The sequence below is a fragment of the Kribbella orskensis genome (genome assembly GCF_004342085.1).
GTDB lineage: Bacteria > Actinomycetota > Actinomycetes > Propionibacteriales > Kribbellaceae > Kribbella > Kribbella orskensis.
Genome location: NZ_SLWM01000030.1, coordinates 63,779 through 77,917 on the forward strand (window position 1 = coordinate 63,779; position 14,139 = coordinate 77,917).

Genomic DNA, 14,139 nt, shown 5'->3' on the forward strand with positions numbered 1-14,139 from the left:
ACGTAGCGATTCCGCGTCATGAAGGACGGGTCTGTGAGGTCTACCAAGCCACTGTTCTTGGGTGCGCTCGTCTGGCTGCTCCCCGCGGCGACCCTGTACTGGGTACTGGCAGGCACGGGAGTGGGAAACGGCGACATCCTCCGCTACTCGGCCTACTTCGCGGGCTGCGTGGTCCTGCCGGGAGTGCTGCTGCTGCGAGCTTTCGCGCCGAGCCGGCGGACCTGGCCGGAGGACGTGGGCATCGGCATCGTCGTGGGGCTCTCCTACGAGCTGCTGGGGTGGGCCCTGTTCACGGCCGCTGGGATACAGCAGTGGTTGGTGGCGTGGCCTGCGGCGGTGCTGATCGTCTTCGCCGCGGTACCGCGGTTACGGCGCAGCTGGCGGGCGCAGGACGCGCCGCGGTTGCCGCTCGCCTGGGGCGCCACGCTGGCGCTCCTCCTGTCGGCGACGTTGCTGCTGTACTACGGCGGCTCGGTCAGCGCCTCGCCGGTCCCCAAGTACGGCGGCGGCTACTACCAGGACATGCTCTGGCACCTGAGCATCGTGCACGAGCTGGGCCGCTCCGTCCCGCCGCAGATCCCGCAGGTGGCGGGCGAGACGATGCAGTACCACTGGTTCGCCGACGCGCACCTGGCGTCGGCCGCACAGATCGCCGGGATCGACCCCCGATTCGTGCTGTTCAGACTGTGGTTCGCCCCGATCATCATCGGGCTCGTCCTCGCGGTGGCGGCACTTGCGCGCCAGGTCAGCGGTGCCTGGTGGACCGCCCCGCTCGCGGTCGCGCTGACGACGGTCGTCCAGCGGCTCGCGATCTGGAAGTTCGTCGGCGGTCTCGGGGCCTCGCCACTCGTGTTCCTGAGCCCGTCACAGTCTTTCGGGACAACGATCAGTGTCGGAGCCGCGGCACTGCTGATCGGCACGTTGTACCGCGGTGCCCCGCGACTGTCCTGGGTGATCGTGCTGCTGGTCGTCTGCGTGTCCGCCGGCTCCAAGCCCACAGCTGTGCCGCTGCTGCTCGGCGGAACCGGCCTGGCGGCGCTGTTCCTGCTGGTGCGGAACAGGCGCATCCCTTGGCCGACCGTCGGCGTCGGCGTCGCACTGGTCGGTGTGACGGTGGCGTCGATGCTGACTGTGGCGGGCAGCACCGCGGGTACTCCGCTGCGCCTGTTCGGTGCCTTGCGGGCCTTCCAGGGATACACCGCCCTGACCGGTGACACCGCCCTTCCAGCGCCGGGCGGATGGATCGTCGAAGGACTCCGCGACGCCGACCAGCAGACGCTGACCTGGGCGATCGCGATCCTGGTGTCCATCGTGGTGAGCAGGGCGGTGTGGGTCGTGGCGTTCCTGGGTCTGGCACAGCGCCGGACCCGTACCGATCCGGCGCAGTGGTGGCTGGTCGGCACGCTCATCGCCGCCATGCTCGGATTCCTGGTCGTCGACCATCCGGGCTTCGGCCAGTTCTACTTCCTCGGCAGCGCGCTGCCCTTCGCCGCCGTCGCCGCGGGATACGTGATCCACGGCGCGGTCACCGGACGCCGCCGCGTGGCCCGCCGGGTGATCATCGCCGGTGGCCTGCTGGCCGGCGCGGCGCTCGCTCTGGCGATCAAGTCGTTCGGCAACATCGACGCCCGACCTGTCTCCCCGGCGGAGATCACGCGGGCGGTCACCGTGCCGATGCTGTGGCTTGCGGCGGCACTCGCGGTCGGGCTGCTCGGCTGGCTTGTCCTTCGCACCGTTCGTCCGCAGGTCCGTGGCCTCGGCCTGGCCCTGCTGATGTGCGTCGCGGTCGGCCTCGCCCTGCCCAGCCGGCCCTGGTTGGAGTGGCGCAATGCGGCGGATGCGCTCACCGGGGAGGCTCGGCAGCTCCCGGCCTCGGCGGCACCGCGGTTCACGACGGACGAGATCCAGGCCGCGCTGTGGCTGGAGCGCAACGCGGGACGGTACGACGTGGTCGTGACGAACACTGCCTGCCTGCCGCGACCGCCTCGTCCGGCCTGTGACGCGCGTGGGTACCTGGTGAGCGGTGTAGGCGGTCACCGGACGCTGATGGAGGGCTGGGCCTACACGCAGCAGTCGCTGGCCAACCAAGGCGAGGCGGACGGCAACTACAGGCTGCTGCCGTCGCCCTGGCCCGACCGGGTAGAGCTGACGACGAAGGCACTCACGGCGCCAACACCTGACCTGCTGGAGACCCTGCGCCGCGACTACGGTGTCCGTTGGGTCTTCGCGGACAAGCGGGCCGGCACGGTCGCCGAGCGCACGCTCGACCGACTCGCAGACCGGCGGTACACGCTAGGGCAAATCATCATCTATAAGCTCAGGGACTGAACGAGTTCGTTGACTTAGCGTGTCCAGACCCTGGACCATGATCCATCCCCGAGCGAGGAGATACCCAATGGAGGGCCTGAAAAGCGTTCTCAGGCATGTGCCCGCCTACGTCCTGCTGCAGCGCATCGTCGGCGCCGACCGCCTGCGATACCGCTGCATCGAGGAGATCCGGCCGGGTGAAACCGTCCTGGACGTCGGCTGCGGTCCTGCGTACTACTTCCCGCGTCTGCCCCAACCGGTGAAATACCACGGGTTCGACACCGACGCGCCGTACATCGACTGGGCCAAGCAGCGCTTCGGCGGTGAGAACGCCAGCTTCCACTGCGGGATCTTCGACGAAGCCGCTGCGCGGGCGCTGCCGCCGATCGACGTGGTGCTGCTGCTCGGGCTGCTGCATCACATGTCGGACGAGCAGTGCACCGATCTGCTCAACCTGGCCGCGAGCGTGCTGAGTCCCGGCGGCCGGGTGATCAGCCTCGACACCTGCTTCGAGCCGACCCAGGGCCGGATCTCGCGGTGGATGTCGGAGAACGACCGCGGCGAGTATGTCCGGGAGCCGGCGGCGTTCGAGAAACTCGCTCTGCAGTCGTTCGGCCAGGTCGAGGGCAAGGTCGTCAACGATGCCACCCATATTCCAGCGAGCTACTGGATGATGACGATGACGGCGCCGACCGGATCCTGGGCCGAATAGGGCCCTGGCCTCTCAGTGCCGGAAGGGCGGCCGCGCCGAGTGACGGGTGGGTACTCGGCCGGCCGGGTCTGGCCGAGGCGGGTGGGCCTGGCCGAGACGGGTGCGTCTGATCAGGCCTCGAGCTTGATGAAGGTCGCCCTGGGGACGTGTTCGTAGCGTTCGGGCATGCAGGTCAGGATGATCACCTGGCCGTGGTCGCCGGCGCGGCCGAGGAGGGCGCCCATGTCGCGGAGGCGGCCCTTGTCGGACCAGCCGAGGGCGTCGTCGAAGATCACCGGCACGCTGCTGTCGCCGGTGCTCACCAGGTGGCTGATCGCGAGCCGGGTGATGATCGCCAACTGCTCCTGCGCGCCGGTGGACAACGCCTCCACGCGCAGCCGGGCGCCGTCCAGCTCGCGCTCGGCGACAGCCAGGTCGTCGTCCAGCCAGACCCGGAAGCTCGGCCCGTAGACGCTCCGCCCGAGCGCCTCGATCCTGTTCTGCAACGGCTCGGAGTACTTCGTCTGCGCCTCGGCCCGGTGACGCCCGAGTGTCTCGTAGACCCGCCTGGCCGCATCGGCCCGCCGCTTCAGCGACTCGTGCTCGGCCCGGATCGCGGCCAGGTCCAGTTCGGCGGAGTCCCGCCGGGTCGCAAGCCCGTCCCGTCCCGACTGCTCCAGCCGACCCTCGGTCGTCCGCAACGAATCGCGCAGGACATCGCGCTCCCCCTGCAACCGGGTCGCCACCGCCAGCGCGTCGGCCAACTCGCCGGCGACCTCGTCGGCCCCGGCAGCATCCACCTGCTCCTGAACCGCCGTCAGCTCATCGAGCACCGACTCGACCTCCGCAGTCGCCTCGACCTCAGCGCTGTCGACGTCTTCGTCAGCCAGCACCGCCCTAGCCGCCTCCAGGGCCTCGACAGCAGCGGTCAACCGCTCCCCCGCCAGCTCGGCCCGCGCCCTCGCCTGCTGCGCCTCCGAGCGATCCTCGTCGGCCGCCTTGCGCGCCTGGGCCGCCGCGAACTCCGCGTCCGCGAGCAGCCGCTCCACCTCGGCCAGTTCGGACCGGGCGTCCTCCAGCCGGCGCTGCGCCACCGCGAGCTCGGCGACATCCATCGGCGCCGGTACCTCGAAGTCCTCGAAGTCGAAGGCGTTCTCGTCCGGCTCGAACTGCTCGAACAGCGACATCTGCCCCGGCACGGCTTCGACCGCGGGCTGCTTGCTCTCGCGCTCCTCGGCCGGCTCCTCGCCCTCGACGATCCCGAGCCGCGCCGCCAGCAAGGCGATCCGCTCCGCCGGGTCGCCGCCCGCGGTCAACGAGCGCTCGGTACGCCGGGCCTCCTGCAACTCGGCCGACGCCAGATCGCCCTTGCGCAACAACTCTCGCGCCGCCGGCAGATCCTTGACCCGTGCCTTCTTCAGCAGGTCCTTCTCGCGCCGGACCGCCTCGTCCACCCGAGCCCGCAGGGTCGCGGCCTCACCACCCGCGCGGACCTTGACCTCCACCTGCCCCGGTACGCCGACCACCAGCTCGCCGGACACCAGCAGCTCGATCTCGCCGTCTTCCGCGAGAGAGCCCGGCACCTTCTTCCCCGAACCCGCGTCCAGCCCGGTGCCCGACAACTCGACCGCCTCGGCACCGGCCCGCCGTACCAGGACTTCCGGTACTCCGGCGGCGAGTGCGGCGCGGGCCTCGACCACCTTGGCGCGGGCGTCCTCCAGCTCGGCGACGGTCGCATCGTCGACCTTGATGCCGTCGAGCACGGTCCCTGCCGCCGCGATGCGAACCCGTACGTCGACCAGCTCCGCCTGCTGGCCCGTCAACCGATCGAGCTCGGCGCGATCCATCAGCAGCGAGACGAGTCGCTCCGCATCCTGGACCTGCGCGCGCCGCTCGTCCTTCAGCTCGACGACCTCGGCCAAGGCAGCCTCCGCCGTGTGCACGGTGTCCGCGGCCTTGCGAGCGACCGTCTCCGCATCGGTACGCCGCTCGGCCAGCTCCGCATCGGCCTTGGTGAACCGCTCGACGTCGGCGAGCAGGCGCTCCCGCTCGAGGCGCGTGCGGGTGTGGTTCTCCAGCCGGGCCCGGGCCGTCTCCGCCCGGCTCCGGATCGAGTCCCGGCGGAGCAGGATCTCGTCGGTCGCCTTCTTGCGTTCGCGCAGGTCCTCGACCGACTTGAGGTGATCGCCGAGCCGGCTCGACAGGTCGTCCAGATCGAGGGCGAGACGCTCGGCCCGGCGGATGTCCGCGACCACCTCGTCCATCGCCTTCAACGCCTGCTCGGCGGCGAGCTCGGCCGTCGCCACCACGGCAGCGGACTTCGCGTACTCGCCGTGCGGGCGACCACCTCGGGTCCAGTAGCGGAGGTACTCGTGCTCCACCGCGGTCACCAGGGGCATGGACGCGCCGTCGACCGGCGTACCGGATTCCGCTGTCACCGCGGTGATCAGGGGCTCGGCATCGGCCGGCGTCGGCAGCACCAGGGACTGCCCTTGGCCGACCATCAACGTCTGCCAGAGCACGGGATCGACGTTCTCGGCGAACAGCCGCTCGGCCTCGTTGTGTGCCTCGCGGCCGGTCCAGGTCTGGCGCCGGCCGTCCGGGTCGACGATGGACAGCTCGGTGGACCGGTTCTTCAGCCAGCGCTTGGTGTAGGCGAGCTCGCGGCCGCCCAGCGTCAGCTCGACGGTCACCTCGGGGGCGACGTCCTGGCCGACCGGCTGGATGTCGCGGATCCGGGTCGACTTCGAGTCGTCCGGGAAGTCGAAGACCAGCGCGAACGCCTCGACCAGGCTGGACTTGCCGACCTCGTTGTCGCCGACCACCACGGTGGTCCCGATCGCGGGCAGGTCGACGGTACGGTCCTTCACGCCACGGAAGTTCCGCAGCGTCAGACTGTGCAGCCTCATCCCGCGTCCCGCGCCAGTCTGTGCATCAAGGTGAGGGCCGCGCCGGCGCCCTCGTCACCGCCGGCCAGCGCCTGGCGCAACTCCTCCATCGCCGCCCGCGCCGGACCGCTCAACTGCAACGCGTCCAGGTCGGCCGCGTCGGGAGCGGGCCGGACCGTCCAGAACTTGGCCCATCGCTCGACGCTCGCGAAGACCTCGCCCTGCGCGTCGACCATCGCGTCGAGCCTGCTCAGCAAAGGCAACGGCAACGATCCGTCCGCGGCCAGCCGGACGTAGGTCCGCTCCTTCTCCGGGAGCTCGGCGAACCAGTCCTCCAACGCCGTCAGCGACTCCTCGTCGTACAACTCCGCGTGGTGCTCGACCATGTGCCAGGCGCCGACGCGAATCGATTCCACCTCGATCTCGTCGGCCGTCAGCGTCACCTTCAGCACGTTGCCCGGATGGGTCTCCTCGGGCGCGGTGACCTCCTGCGTGCCCGAGAACCAGATCCGGTCCGTCACCTCGGTGGTGGAATGCCGGTCTCCCAGACCGATGTAGTGCAGCCGCCCGTCGGTCACCGCCGCCTCGAGAGACGTCTGGTCGATGGTCGGTACGTCGGACATCCCGCCACTGAGGCTGGTCAGCTGCCCGTGCGCGAGCAGGATTCGCTTCGTACCGGCCGGGGCCGGCGCGAGATCGGCGTACCCGGGGGCGGCGGGGTCGGACACCGGTCGCCGCGAGCGCCACGGGGCGCCGACGATCTCGACGCCCGGCACGATCTCCAGCGGCAGCGTGTCGGTCACGACCTTCACGTGCTCGGGCGCGTGGCCGAGCCACTGTGACGACGTCCAGAGCGAGCCCGGCTCGAGCGCGTCGTGGTTGCCCGGCAGGAGCACCACCGGCACCTCGATCCGCTTCAGCGCCTCACAGGCCCGCAGAATCGTCTGCCGCTCCACCTGGTTGTGCTCGAACACGTCTCCGGTCACCACCACGAAGGCGGCGCCGGTCTGGTTCGCCACCTCGCCGATCCGCATGACGGCGTCCAGTCGCGCCTGGGCCCACCGGGCCTGACCGTCCGGCCCCAGGAACCGGCGCATCATGCCCAGCTGCCAGTCGGAACTGTGCAGGAAGGTGATCGAGTCGTTCATCGCGGTGAGAACGCTAACCCGCCCCACCGACAACCACCCAACCAACACACCCACAACCCCCGGGATGCCCGCCATCCGAACACTTTTTCGGACTCCCTGCGGTGAAATGCGGTTGAGGGTGAACCGCACGGCGGCAAGGATCGCGGGTATGGACCTCTATCTCGAGACCGCGCGGCTGGTACTGCGGCGGTTCACCGCGGGGGATGTCGAGGTGCTGGTGGAACTGGATTCCGATCTCGAGGTGATGCGGTACCTGACCGGTCAGCCGACGCCCCGCGACGAGATCGAGCAGAAGGTGCTGCCGGGCATCCTCGCGACGTACGAGACGCATCCCGGGCGCGGCACCTTCGCGGCACACGAGAAGTCGAGCGGCGCCTTCATCGGGTGGTTCGGGCTGCAACCGACCGGGGAGCAGCGTGTGGCCGGCGTTGGCTACCGGCTGAAGCGGTCTGCCTGGGGCAAGGGCTACGCGACCGAGGGCACCCGCGCGCTGATCGACAAGGCCTTCACAGACCTCGACATCGAGCGGGTCGTCGCCGACACGATGGCCGTCAACACCAAGTCCCGGCGGGTGATGGTGAAGTCGGGGCTGCGGTTCGTCCGCGTCTTCCACCTGCACTTCGACGACCCCCTGCCGGGCACGGAGCACGGCGAGGTCGAGTACGCCGTCGACCGCGCGACCTGGGAGTCGACCGTGCGATCTGGACCGCGCGACCTGGAAGGCGGCCTCCTGAGATGATGCGGTGTGCCTGACGACCAACGCCCGTACGCCGTACTGGACATCGACGCGACCTTGTCCGACACCAGTCAGCGGGTCCACTTCCTGCAGAAGCGCCCGAAGGACTGGGGGTCGTTCTTCGCGCACGCCAAGGACGATGCGGTGCTCGACGAGGGCCTGGCGGTTGCCACCACACTGGCCGCGGACCACGACATCGTCTACCTGTCCGGGCGGCCCGAGCGGCTCCGGCGGGACACCGTCAAGTGGCTCGAGGACAACGGCTTCCCCGAGGGCAAGTTGCTGATGCGCGGCAACAACGACCGCCGTCCCTCGGCCGTGATGAAGCTGGCCCGGTTGAGGACGCTCGCGCAGGAGCGGCGGATCGCAGTACTGGTGGATGACGACGTCAAGGTCTGCGACGCGGCCGAGAAGGCCGGGTACACGGTGATGAGGGCGGACTGGGGGCTCGATGCCGAGACCCAGCCCACCCTCTTCGAGGCCCAGGAGTCCGAGGGCCGCACCTGACCGGTACTGCGTCCGGTAGCGCTTGTTGTTCATCGCGAGGTACTGCAGCGCGCCGGACGGCGAGGTGGCCACCCGGGCCTTCACCGCCGGGTTGCCGGTGACCGTCGGAATCAGCGCGGCGGGACCGACGTACCGGTGGTGGCGGAGAACGTGTCGTCGCCGGCGTCGGCGCTCAGCCGCTGGTTGATCACGTCGCCCTCCGGGAAGTAGCAGGCGACCCGGTGCTCGCCACCTGCGACGGGTTCCAGCACCGGCCGGGTCGTCGCGCAGACGTCCTCGGCCTTGTAGCACCGGGTGCGGAAGGGGCATCCGGACGGCGGATCGATGAGCGTCGGCACGTCGCCGGTCAGCACGATCCGCTCGCGCTTGGCGCCCGGCTCAGGCACCGGTACGGCGGACAGCAACGCGCGGGTGTACGGATGGGCGGGAGCCGAGTAGACCTCGGCCGCCGGTCCCTCCTCCACGATCGTGCCGAAATACATCACGGCGAGCCGGTCCGCGACCTGGGAGACCACCGCGAGATCGTGCGCGACCAGCACGTACGACAGTCCGAGCTCGTCGCGCAGGTCGGCGAGCAGGTTCAGCACCTGCGCCTGGACGGACACGTCGAGCGCGGACACCGGCTCGTCGCAGACCAGCAGGTCGGGCTTCACGGCCAGCGCGCGAGCGATCCCGATCCGCTGCCGCTGGCCACCCGAGAACTCGTGCGGATAGCGCTCCAGATGTTCCTCGGACAGGCCGACCTGCCGGAGCAGCTCGACCAGTTGTGCGCGGGTCGGGCGGATCCCCTGCGCGCGGAACGGCGTGGTCAGGATGGTGCCGACGGACTGCCTCGGGTTGAGCGAAGCCTGCGGGTCTTGGAAGACCATTTGGATCTTGCGGCGGACCGGCCGGAGCTTGCGACCGCGGACCCGGGTGACGTCCTTGCCGCCGATCTCGACCGTGCCGGCCGTCGGGTCCAGGAGCCGCGTCGAAACCCTGGCCAACGTGGATTTGCCCGAGCCTGACTCACCGACCAGCCCGACGGTCTCGCCCCGGCGTACGACGAGGTTGACGCCGTCCACCGCCTTGACGGCACCAGACTTTCGCCAGGGGGCGCCGCGCAGGCCGAAGTACTTCTTCACGTCCTTGAGGTGGAGCAGTTCGTCCGTGCTCACAGCATCACCTCCGGTCGGCGACCGAGGTGGCAGGCGGCTTCGTGGTACCCCTCGCCGGGTCGCGGAGTCAGCTCCGGGCGCTCGGTGATGCAGCGCTCTCCGACCAGGTGGGCGTATGCGCAGCGCGGCTGGAACGGGCAGCCGGTGGTGATCGAGCCCGGCGACGGCGGACTGCCCGGGATCGTGGCGAGCCTGGGCCGCGGCGGCACGTCCACCCGCGGCATCGCGCCGAGCAACCCGAGGCTGTACGGATGAGCCGCGCGATGGAACAGGTCCTTCACGGAACCACGCTCGGCCGCACGTCCGGCGTACATGACCAGTACGTCGTCCGCGACCTCGGCGACCACTCCGAGATCATGCGAGATCAGCACCAGAGCGGTGCCGAACTCCGCCTGCACGTCCTCCAGCAGCCGCATGATCTGGGCCTGCACGGTGACGTCGAGCGCGGTCGTCGGCTCGTCGGCGATCAGCACCTTCGGGTCGTTCACCAATGCCATGGCAATCACGACCCGCTGCCGCATTCCCCCGGAGAACTCGTGCGGGTACGCCTTGGCGCGCTGTTCCGCGGACGGGATGCCGACCAGGTCGAGCATCCGCACCGCGCGCTTGAGCGCCTCCTTCTTGGAGACGTCGTGGTGCAGGCGGTACGCCTCGGCGACCTGCCAGCCGACCGAGTAGTACGGGTTGAGCGCGGAGAGCGCGTCCTGGAAGACCAGCACGATGTCGTTGCCGCGGATCCTGCGGAGCTCCTCGCTCGACAGGCCGATCAGTTCGCGGCCGTCGAGCAGCACCTCGCTTCTCACGTCGGCGTTGGGCGGCAGCAGGCCCATCACCGCGGCCGAGCTGACACTCTTGCCGGAGCCGGACTCGCCGACGATCGCGAACGTCCTGCCCGGTGCGACGGAGAAGTCGATCCCCGAGGCGGCCGGGACGAGCCCGGCCTCGGTCTTGAAGGTGACGTGCAGGTCGGCGACCTCGAGAACGGGTCTTGGTGATCCGTTGTAGTGGGTGGCGGCTTGGTTGTTCGCGGTCTTGTCAGGCATGGCCCACCCTCGGGTCGAGCACACCGTGCATGACGTCCACCACCAGATTCGCCAGGATCACCAGGAAGGCCGAGAACAGCGTCACGCCGACCACTACCGCCACGTCCAGCTGAGCGACGGCGCTGATCAGCAACTCGCCCAGGCCCTGCATGCTGAACACCTTCTCCGTCAGGATCGCCCCGCCCAGCAGGGCGCCGAGATCCAGGCCGAAGATGGTCACGATCGGCACCAGCACGCCGCGCAGTCCGTGGATCGCCACCACCCGGCGCTCGCCCGCGCCTTTGGCCCGCGCGGTGGTGATGTGGTCCAGATTCATCTCCTCGAGCATCTGTGCCCGGGTCAGCCGGATGTACGCCGCGGCCTGGATCGCGGCCAGCACCAGCCACGGGGTGATCAGGTGCCAGGCCCAGTCGACCGGGCTCTCCGTCAGTGGCACGTACCCGTTGACCGGGACCATGTTGAGCCAGGACCCGAACACCAGGATCGCCAGCAGCCCGAGCAGGAACGACGGGGCCGCGATGCCGATGAGCGCGAACCCGACGGCCACCCGGTCGAAGAGCTTGCCGCGCTTGAGCGCCGCGCCGACACCGAGCGAGACCCCCAGGAGCAGCCACAGCACTGCGGCCCCGATCGCGATGGACGCGGTGACCGGGAGTCGGTCGACGATCAGCGTGGTGACCGAACGAGCCAGCGGGAAGGAGTACCCGAAGCAGGGCGCGTCGCACTGGACCGCAGCGGATCCCTCCCCGAAGGTGCGGCCGGCAACGATCCCCCGCAGGAAGGCGAGGTACTGCTGGATCACGCTCTGGTCGAGCTGCATGAAGTGCCGCGCCTGCTCCAGCCGGTCCGGAGTACAGGGCTTGCCGCAGCCGAGGCGGGCCGGGTCGGCCGGGATCGCGTAGAAGATCAGGTACACGGCGAGGCTCAGCGCGAGCATGACCAGCACGGTCGCTAGCAGCCTGCGGAGGACGAACCACAGCAGGTCGGGCATCAGGTCGTCCTCCGCAGCCGCACGTCGACGGCATCGCGGACGCCGTCGCCGAGCAGGGTGAAGCCGAGTACGGCGAGGAAGAGCATCATGCCGGGGAAGACCATGAACCACGGGTCGGTGCCGGTGTAGACCCAGACGATCGACTCGGAGATCGAGCGGCCGAGACTCGGTGTCGGCGGTGGCACTCCGACCCCGAGGAACGACAGCGCGGCCTCGGCGCCGATGTACCCCGGGATCGCCATCGTCGCGATCACCAGCACCGGGCCGAGCAGGTTCGGCAGCAGTTCACGGGTGATCACGTGCCAGCCGGTGGACCCGGCCGACCGAGCCGCCTCGACGAACTCCCTGGTGGCCAGCGACCTGGCCTGCCCCCGGATCAGCCGCGCGAGGCCGGCCCAGCCGAACACGCTCAGCACCAGGATCAGCAGCAACCAGCGCGGGAACTCCGCCGGCACGATGATGCCCAGGGCAATCATGAAGACGAGTTGCGGGAACCCGAAGAGGAAGTCGAGCAGCCGGGACACCACCCCGTCGTACCAGCCGCCTAAGTACGCGGCACTGATCCCGACCAGCGTGCCGACCACCGTGGTGATCAAGGTGGCGACGATCGCGATCGCCAGCGACGTCCGCAGCCCGAGCACCACGATCGAGAACAGGTCCCGGCCGGTCAGCGGCTCGACCCCGAACCAGTGGTCCGCACTGACCCCGCCGAGCGCACCCTTCGGCGCTCCGCCCTTGGCCGGATCGAGCAGATCGATGTTGTACGTATAGGCATCCTGGCCGGACAGCTTGACCAGCAACGGCGCGGCAACCGCGATCACGATCAACGCGGCCACCAGCCACGCGCCGAACCGGGCGCTGCGATCCCGGCGGACCCGGCGAAGGGCCTGCCGGGTCGGTGAGACGGTCGCGATGACCGAGGAACTCACGAGCACTCCTGACAACAATGGCCTCGACTCCAGCCGAATGACGGTAGGCCAGAGTCTCCCACCATCCAGGTCCCGTCTTGAATGACGAGAAAGTCAATCGTTCCAGTGGGGTTTAGGTGTATTCCGTCGCCGCTCCACCCACCGCTCTGTCGCTCCTCTTCGGTCGTCGCTTACGACAGCTGGAGGATCCGAATCCGGAGTCTCCTTGGGCAAGGCAATCACCGTTTGATTCGTTGAGCGACCGGAAGGACCTTGAGAGGATCCGTGCCTAGGACAGCCGCGATCCAGGTGTCGATGAAGCTGTGTGCGCGGTTCTAGCTGTACTGGATAGTCGCGTGTCCATCCGGGACACCACACGCTGCGGGCGACGACAGATGAGCCGCCGCCGAGGGGCGGTGGCCACAGGGACCGGCCCCTGCGCGAACACTGAAGGAGCAGAACACCTGCCGTTGTCGATGGCGACGCAGGAGCCGCGTCAGGGTAGGCGTCAGCGACGGAGAGCGGCGCGAGCACACAGGGCCCCAGCCCGGCGACACACACAAGCACCCCGGGGCGCCATATCCACGCGGCGCTGGCCAGACCGGCGCACACGCGTGCCACGGCCGAGTCCGGAGGCTTGGAAAGGTGACCGCCTGAATGTGTCGCCGTCGCCCACACTGCTGGGCGCTCCGCAAGCCTGCTGGGAGCTCCGCAAGCAACAGCCCCAGGCCGGCAGGTGACCCCAATCGCGGGCCGAGTATCGCCCGCCGATCGAGAAGGCTGTGCAGGCGCCGAGCCCTGATGCTGACGGCGAGCGGACACCTGCGGTGGCACCGTGCTGGCGCTGCGAAACGGCGCTGCCACTGCGAACTGCGTGCCACGATGCCGCCGCTGGGAACCGCGTGGCACGGTGCGGCCGCTGCGAAACTGCGGGCACGGCGCTCCCGCTGCGAACCGCGTGCCACGATGCCGCCGCTGCGAACCCTGTGCCACGATGCCGCCGCTGCGAACCGCGTGGCACGGTGCTGCCGCCGCACTGTGCCACTACAGGGCGAGCCCGTCCCGTAGGCCGACTGCGCACCTCCACCTGCGGCAATCTGCAGCACCGACTGTCGCGCCACAGCCGCCTCGCGCCCGGAGTACGGTCGGTGATCTCCGCCGCCGCGACGGCGCGCCCACCAGCCGGAGCCCTCCGGCCTGGAGTCACTCCCGCTGGGGGTCGCCTGCGACGGCTCGGGCGGTTCAGTGCAAGTTGCCAGCGAGGTCCTCACTGAGGTGGGCAAACGAGTCGTTGGCGGAGTGGTGGTCCGGTAGGAACAGATCGTTCCAAGGGCGGAGTGGTGTCCGTCCGCCCGGAAGCTCGGTCCAGGTCGTTGCATGGGTCGAACCGTGTGGCAGCGTCCTCGGTGGTGACCGTCGCTGGATTAGCGCCCCCGACCTCGAGCGCCGGGGCCGGATCACCGATCCCCGACCTCAAGCCGGACGCCTCGATCATCCAGGCGGCCGCGTCCGAGATCTCGCTCGTCGGAAGTGCGCTCGTCCCGGTCATCGATCGTGGTCGGTACCGGGTTGCCGGCGTGGTGCAGCGCCCTGGGACCCGGGGTCGGGTCGCCGGGTGGACGGGTGTGGTTGCCGGAGGCTGGATCGGGCGGGTCGGTGTCTGCCCACGGGTCGAACTGCGCGGCCGGGGTGTTCTCGGTGGTGGTGGGTGCCGGGTGGTGGGCGTGGTTGCGGGCAGCGCTGTCCGACGCTCCGCGGTCGCG

The 14,139-nt window shown here is 69.7% G+C and carries 11 protein-coding genes; 4 read left to right on the plus strand and 7 right to left on the minus strand.

Translation table 11 applies throughout. The features are described 5' to 3' along the window. Positions 1–33 precede the first annotated feature (33 nt). A complete protein-coding gene (locus EV644_RS39785) occupies positions 34–2,328 on the plus strand; it encodes a hypothetical protein (protein ID WP_132196157.1) in 2,295 nt (764 codons plus the stop codon). Between the two features lie 67 nt (positions 2,329–2,395). Continuing rightward, the gene (locus EV644_RS39790; RefSeq protein WP_158293078.1) at positions 2,396–3,019 is read left to right on the plus strand and encodes a class I SAM-dependent methyltransferase; all 624 of its coding nucleotides are present in this window, start codon (positions 2,396–2,398) and stop codon (positions 3,017–3,019) included. Positions 3,020–3,129: 110 nt separating this feature from the next. On the opposite strand, the gene EV644_RS39795 is transcribed toward EV644_RS39790, so the two are convergent. Both EV644_RS39795 and EV644_RS39800 read right to left on the minus strand, forming a co-directional pair. Further along, positions 3,130–5,907 carry an AAA family ATPase gene (locus tag EV644_RS39795; RefSeq protein ID WP_132196161.1) on the minus strand — a complete coding sequence of 926 codons (2,778 nt, stop codon included), beginning with the start codon at positions 5,905–5,907 and terminating at the stop codon, positions 3,130–3,132. Then, positions 5,904–7,034: a metallophosphoesterase family protein gene (locus EV644_RS39800; protein ID WP_132196163.1), complete on the minus strand. Its 1,131-nt coding sequence runs from the start codon at positions 7,032–7,034 to the stop codon at positions 5,904–5,906. The genes EV644_RS39795 and EV644_RS39800 overlap by 4 nt, the downstream gene beginning before the upstream one ends. Before the next feature lie 148 nt (positions 7,035–7,182). Between EV644_RS39800 and EV644_RS39805 the strand changes: the two genes are divergently transcribed. Continuing rightward, positions 7,183–7,773, plus strand: a complete 591-nt coding sequence (locus EV644_RS39805) for a GNAT family N-acetyltransferase (RefSeq protein WP_132196165.1) — start codon at positions 7,183–7,185, stop codon at positions 7,771–7,773. Between the two features lie 6 nt (positions 7,774–7,779). Next, complete coding sequence (locus EV644_RS39810; RefSeq protein ID WP_132196167.1) at positions 7,780–8,277, plus strand: phosphatase domain-containing protein; 498 nt, start codon at positions 7,780–7,782, stop codon at positions 8,275–8,277. A 110-nt stretch (positions 8,278–8,387) separates the two neighbouring features. Here the strand turns inward: EV644_RS39810 and EV644_RS39815 are convergent, their stop codons facing one another. From EV644_RS39815 to EV644_RS44960, 5 genes are all read right to left on the minus strand, one after another. Continuing rightward, on the minus strand, positions 8,388–9,434 hold the full coding sequence (locus EV644_RS39815; protein ID WP_241999361.1) for an ABC transporter ATP-binding protein: 1,047 nt from the start codon (positions 9,432–9,434) through the stop codon (positions 8,388–8,390). Beyond that, positions 9,431–10,477, minus strand: a complete 1,047-nt coding sequence (locus tag EV644_RS39820; protein WP_132196169.1) for an ABC transporter ATP-binding protein — start codon at positions 10,475–10,477, stop codon at positions 9,431–9,433. Before EV644_RS39820 ends, EV644_RS39815 begins: the two co-directional genes overlap by 4 nt. Beyond that, positions 10,470–11,468 carry an ABC transporter permease gene (locus EV644_RS39825; RefSeq protein WP_132196171.1) on the minus strand — a complete coding sequence of 333 codons (999 nt, stop codon included), beginning with the start codon at positions 11,466–11,468 and terminating at the stop codon, positions 10,470–10,472. The genes EV644_RS39820 and EV644_RS39825 overlap by 8 nt, the downstream gene beginning before the upstream one ends. Continuing rightward, positions 11,468–12,397 (minus strand): ABC transporter permease, encoded by a 930-nt coding sequence (locus EV644_RS39830; protein WP_132196173.1) that lies wholly within the window; start codon positions 12,395–12,397, stop codon positions 11,468–11,470. Before EV644_RS39830 ends, EV644_RS39825 begins: the two co-directional genes overlap by 1 nt. 1,436 nt (positions 12,398–13,833) lie before the next feature. Continuing rightward, the coding region (locus EV644_RS44960; RefSeq protein WP_199240288.1) for a hypothetical protein at positions 13,834–14,139 on the minus strand (306 nt) is incomplete at its 5' end.

Excerpts from the sequence above, each read along its gene's own strand:
- EV644_RS39805 (WP_132196165.1), top strand. The coding sequence starts at position 7,183 with ATGGACCTCTATCTCGAGACCGCGCGGCTGGTACTGCGGCGGTTCACC.
- EV644_RS39795 (WP_132196161.1), bottom strand. The coding sequence starts at position 5,907 with ATGAGGCTGCACAGTCTGACGCTGCGGAACTTCCGTGGCGTGAAGGAC.
- EV644_RS39800 (WP_132196163.1), bottom strand. The coding sequence starts at position 7,034 with ATGAACGACTCGATCACCTTCCTGCACAGTTCCGACTGGCAGCTGGGC.
- EV644_RS39790 (WP_158293078.1), top strand. The coding sequence starts at position 2,396 with ATGGAGGGCCTGAAAAGCGTTCTCAGGCATGTGCCCGCCTACGTCCTG.
- EV644_RS39825 (WP_132196171.1), bottom strand. The coding sequence starts at position 11,468 with ATGCCCGACCTGCTGTGGTTCGTCCTCCGCAGGCTGCTAGCGACCGTG.
- EV644_RS39820 (WP_132196169.1), bottom strand. The coding sequence starts at position 10,477 with ATGCCTGACAAGACCGCGAACAACCAAGCCGCCACCCACTACAACGGA.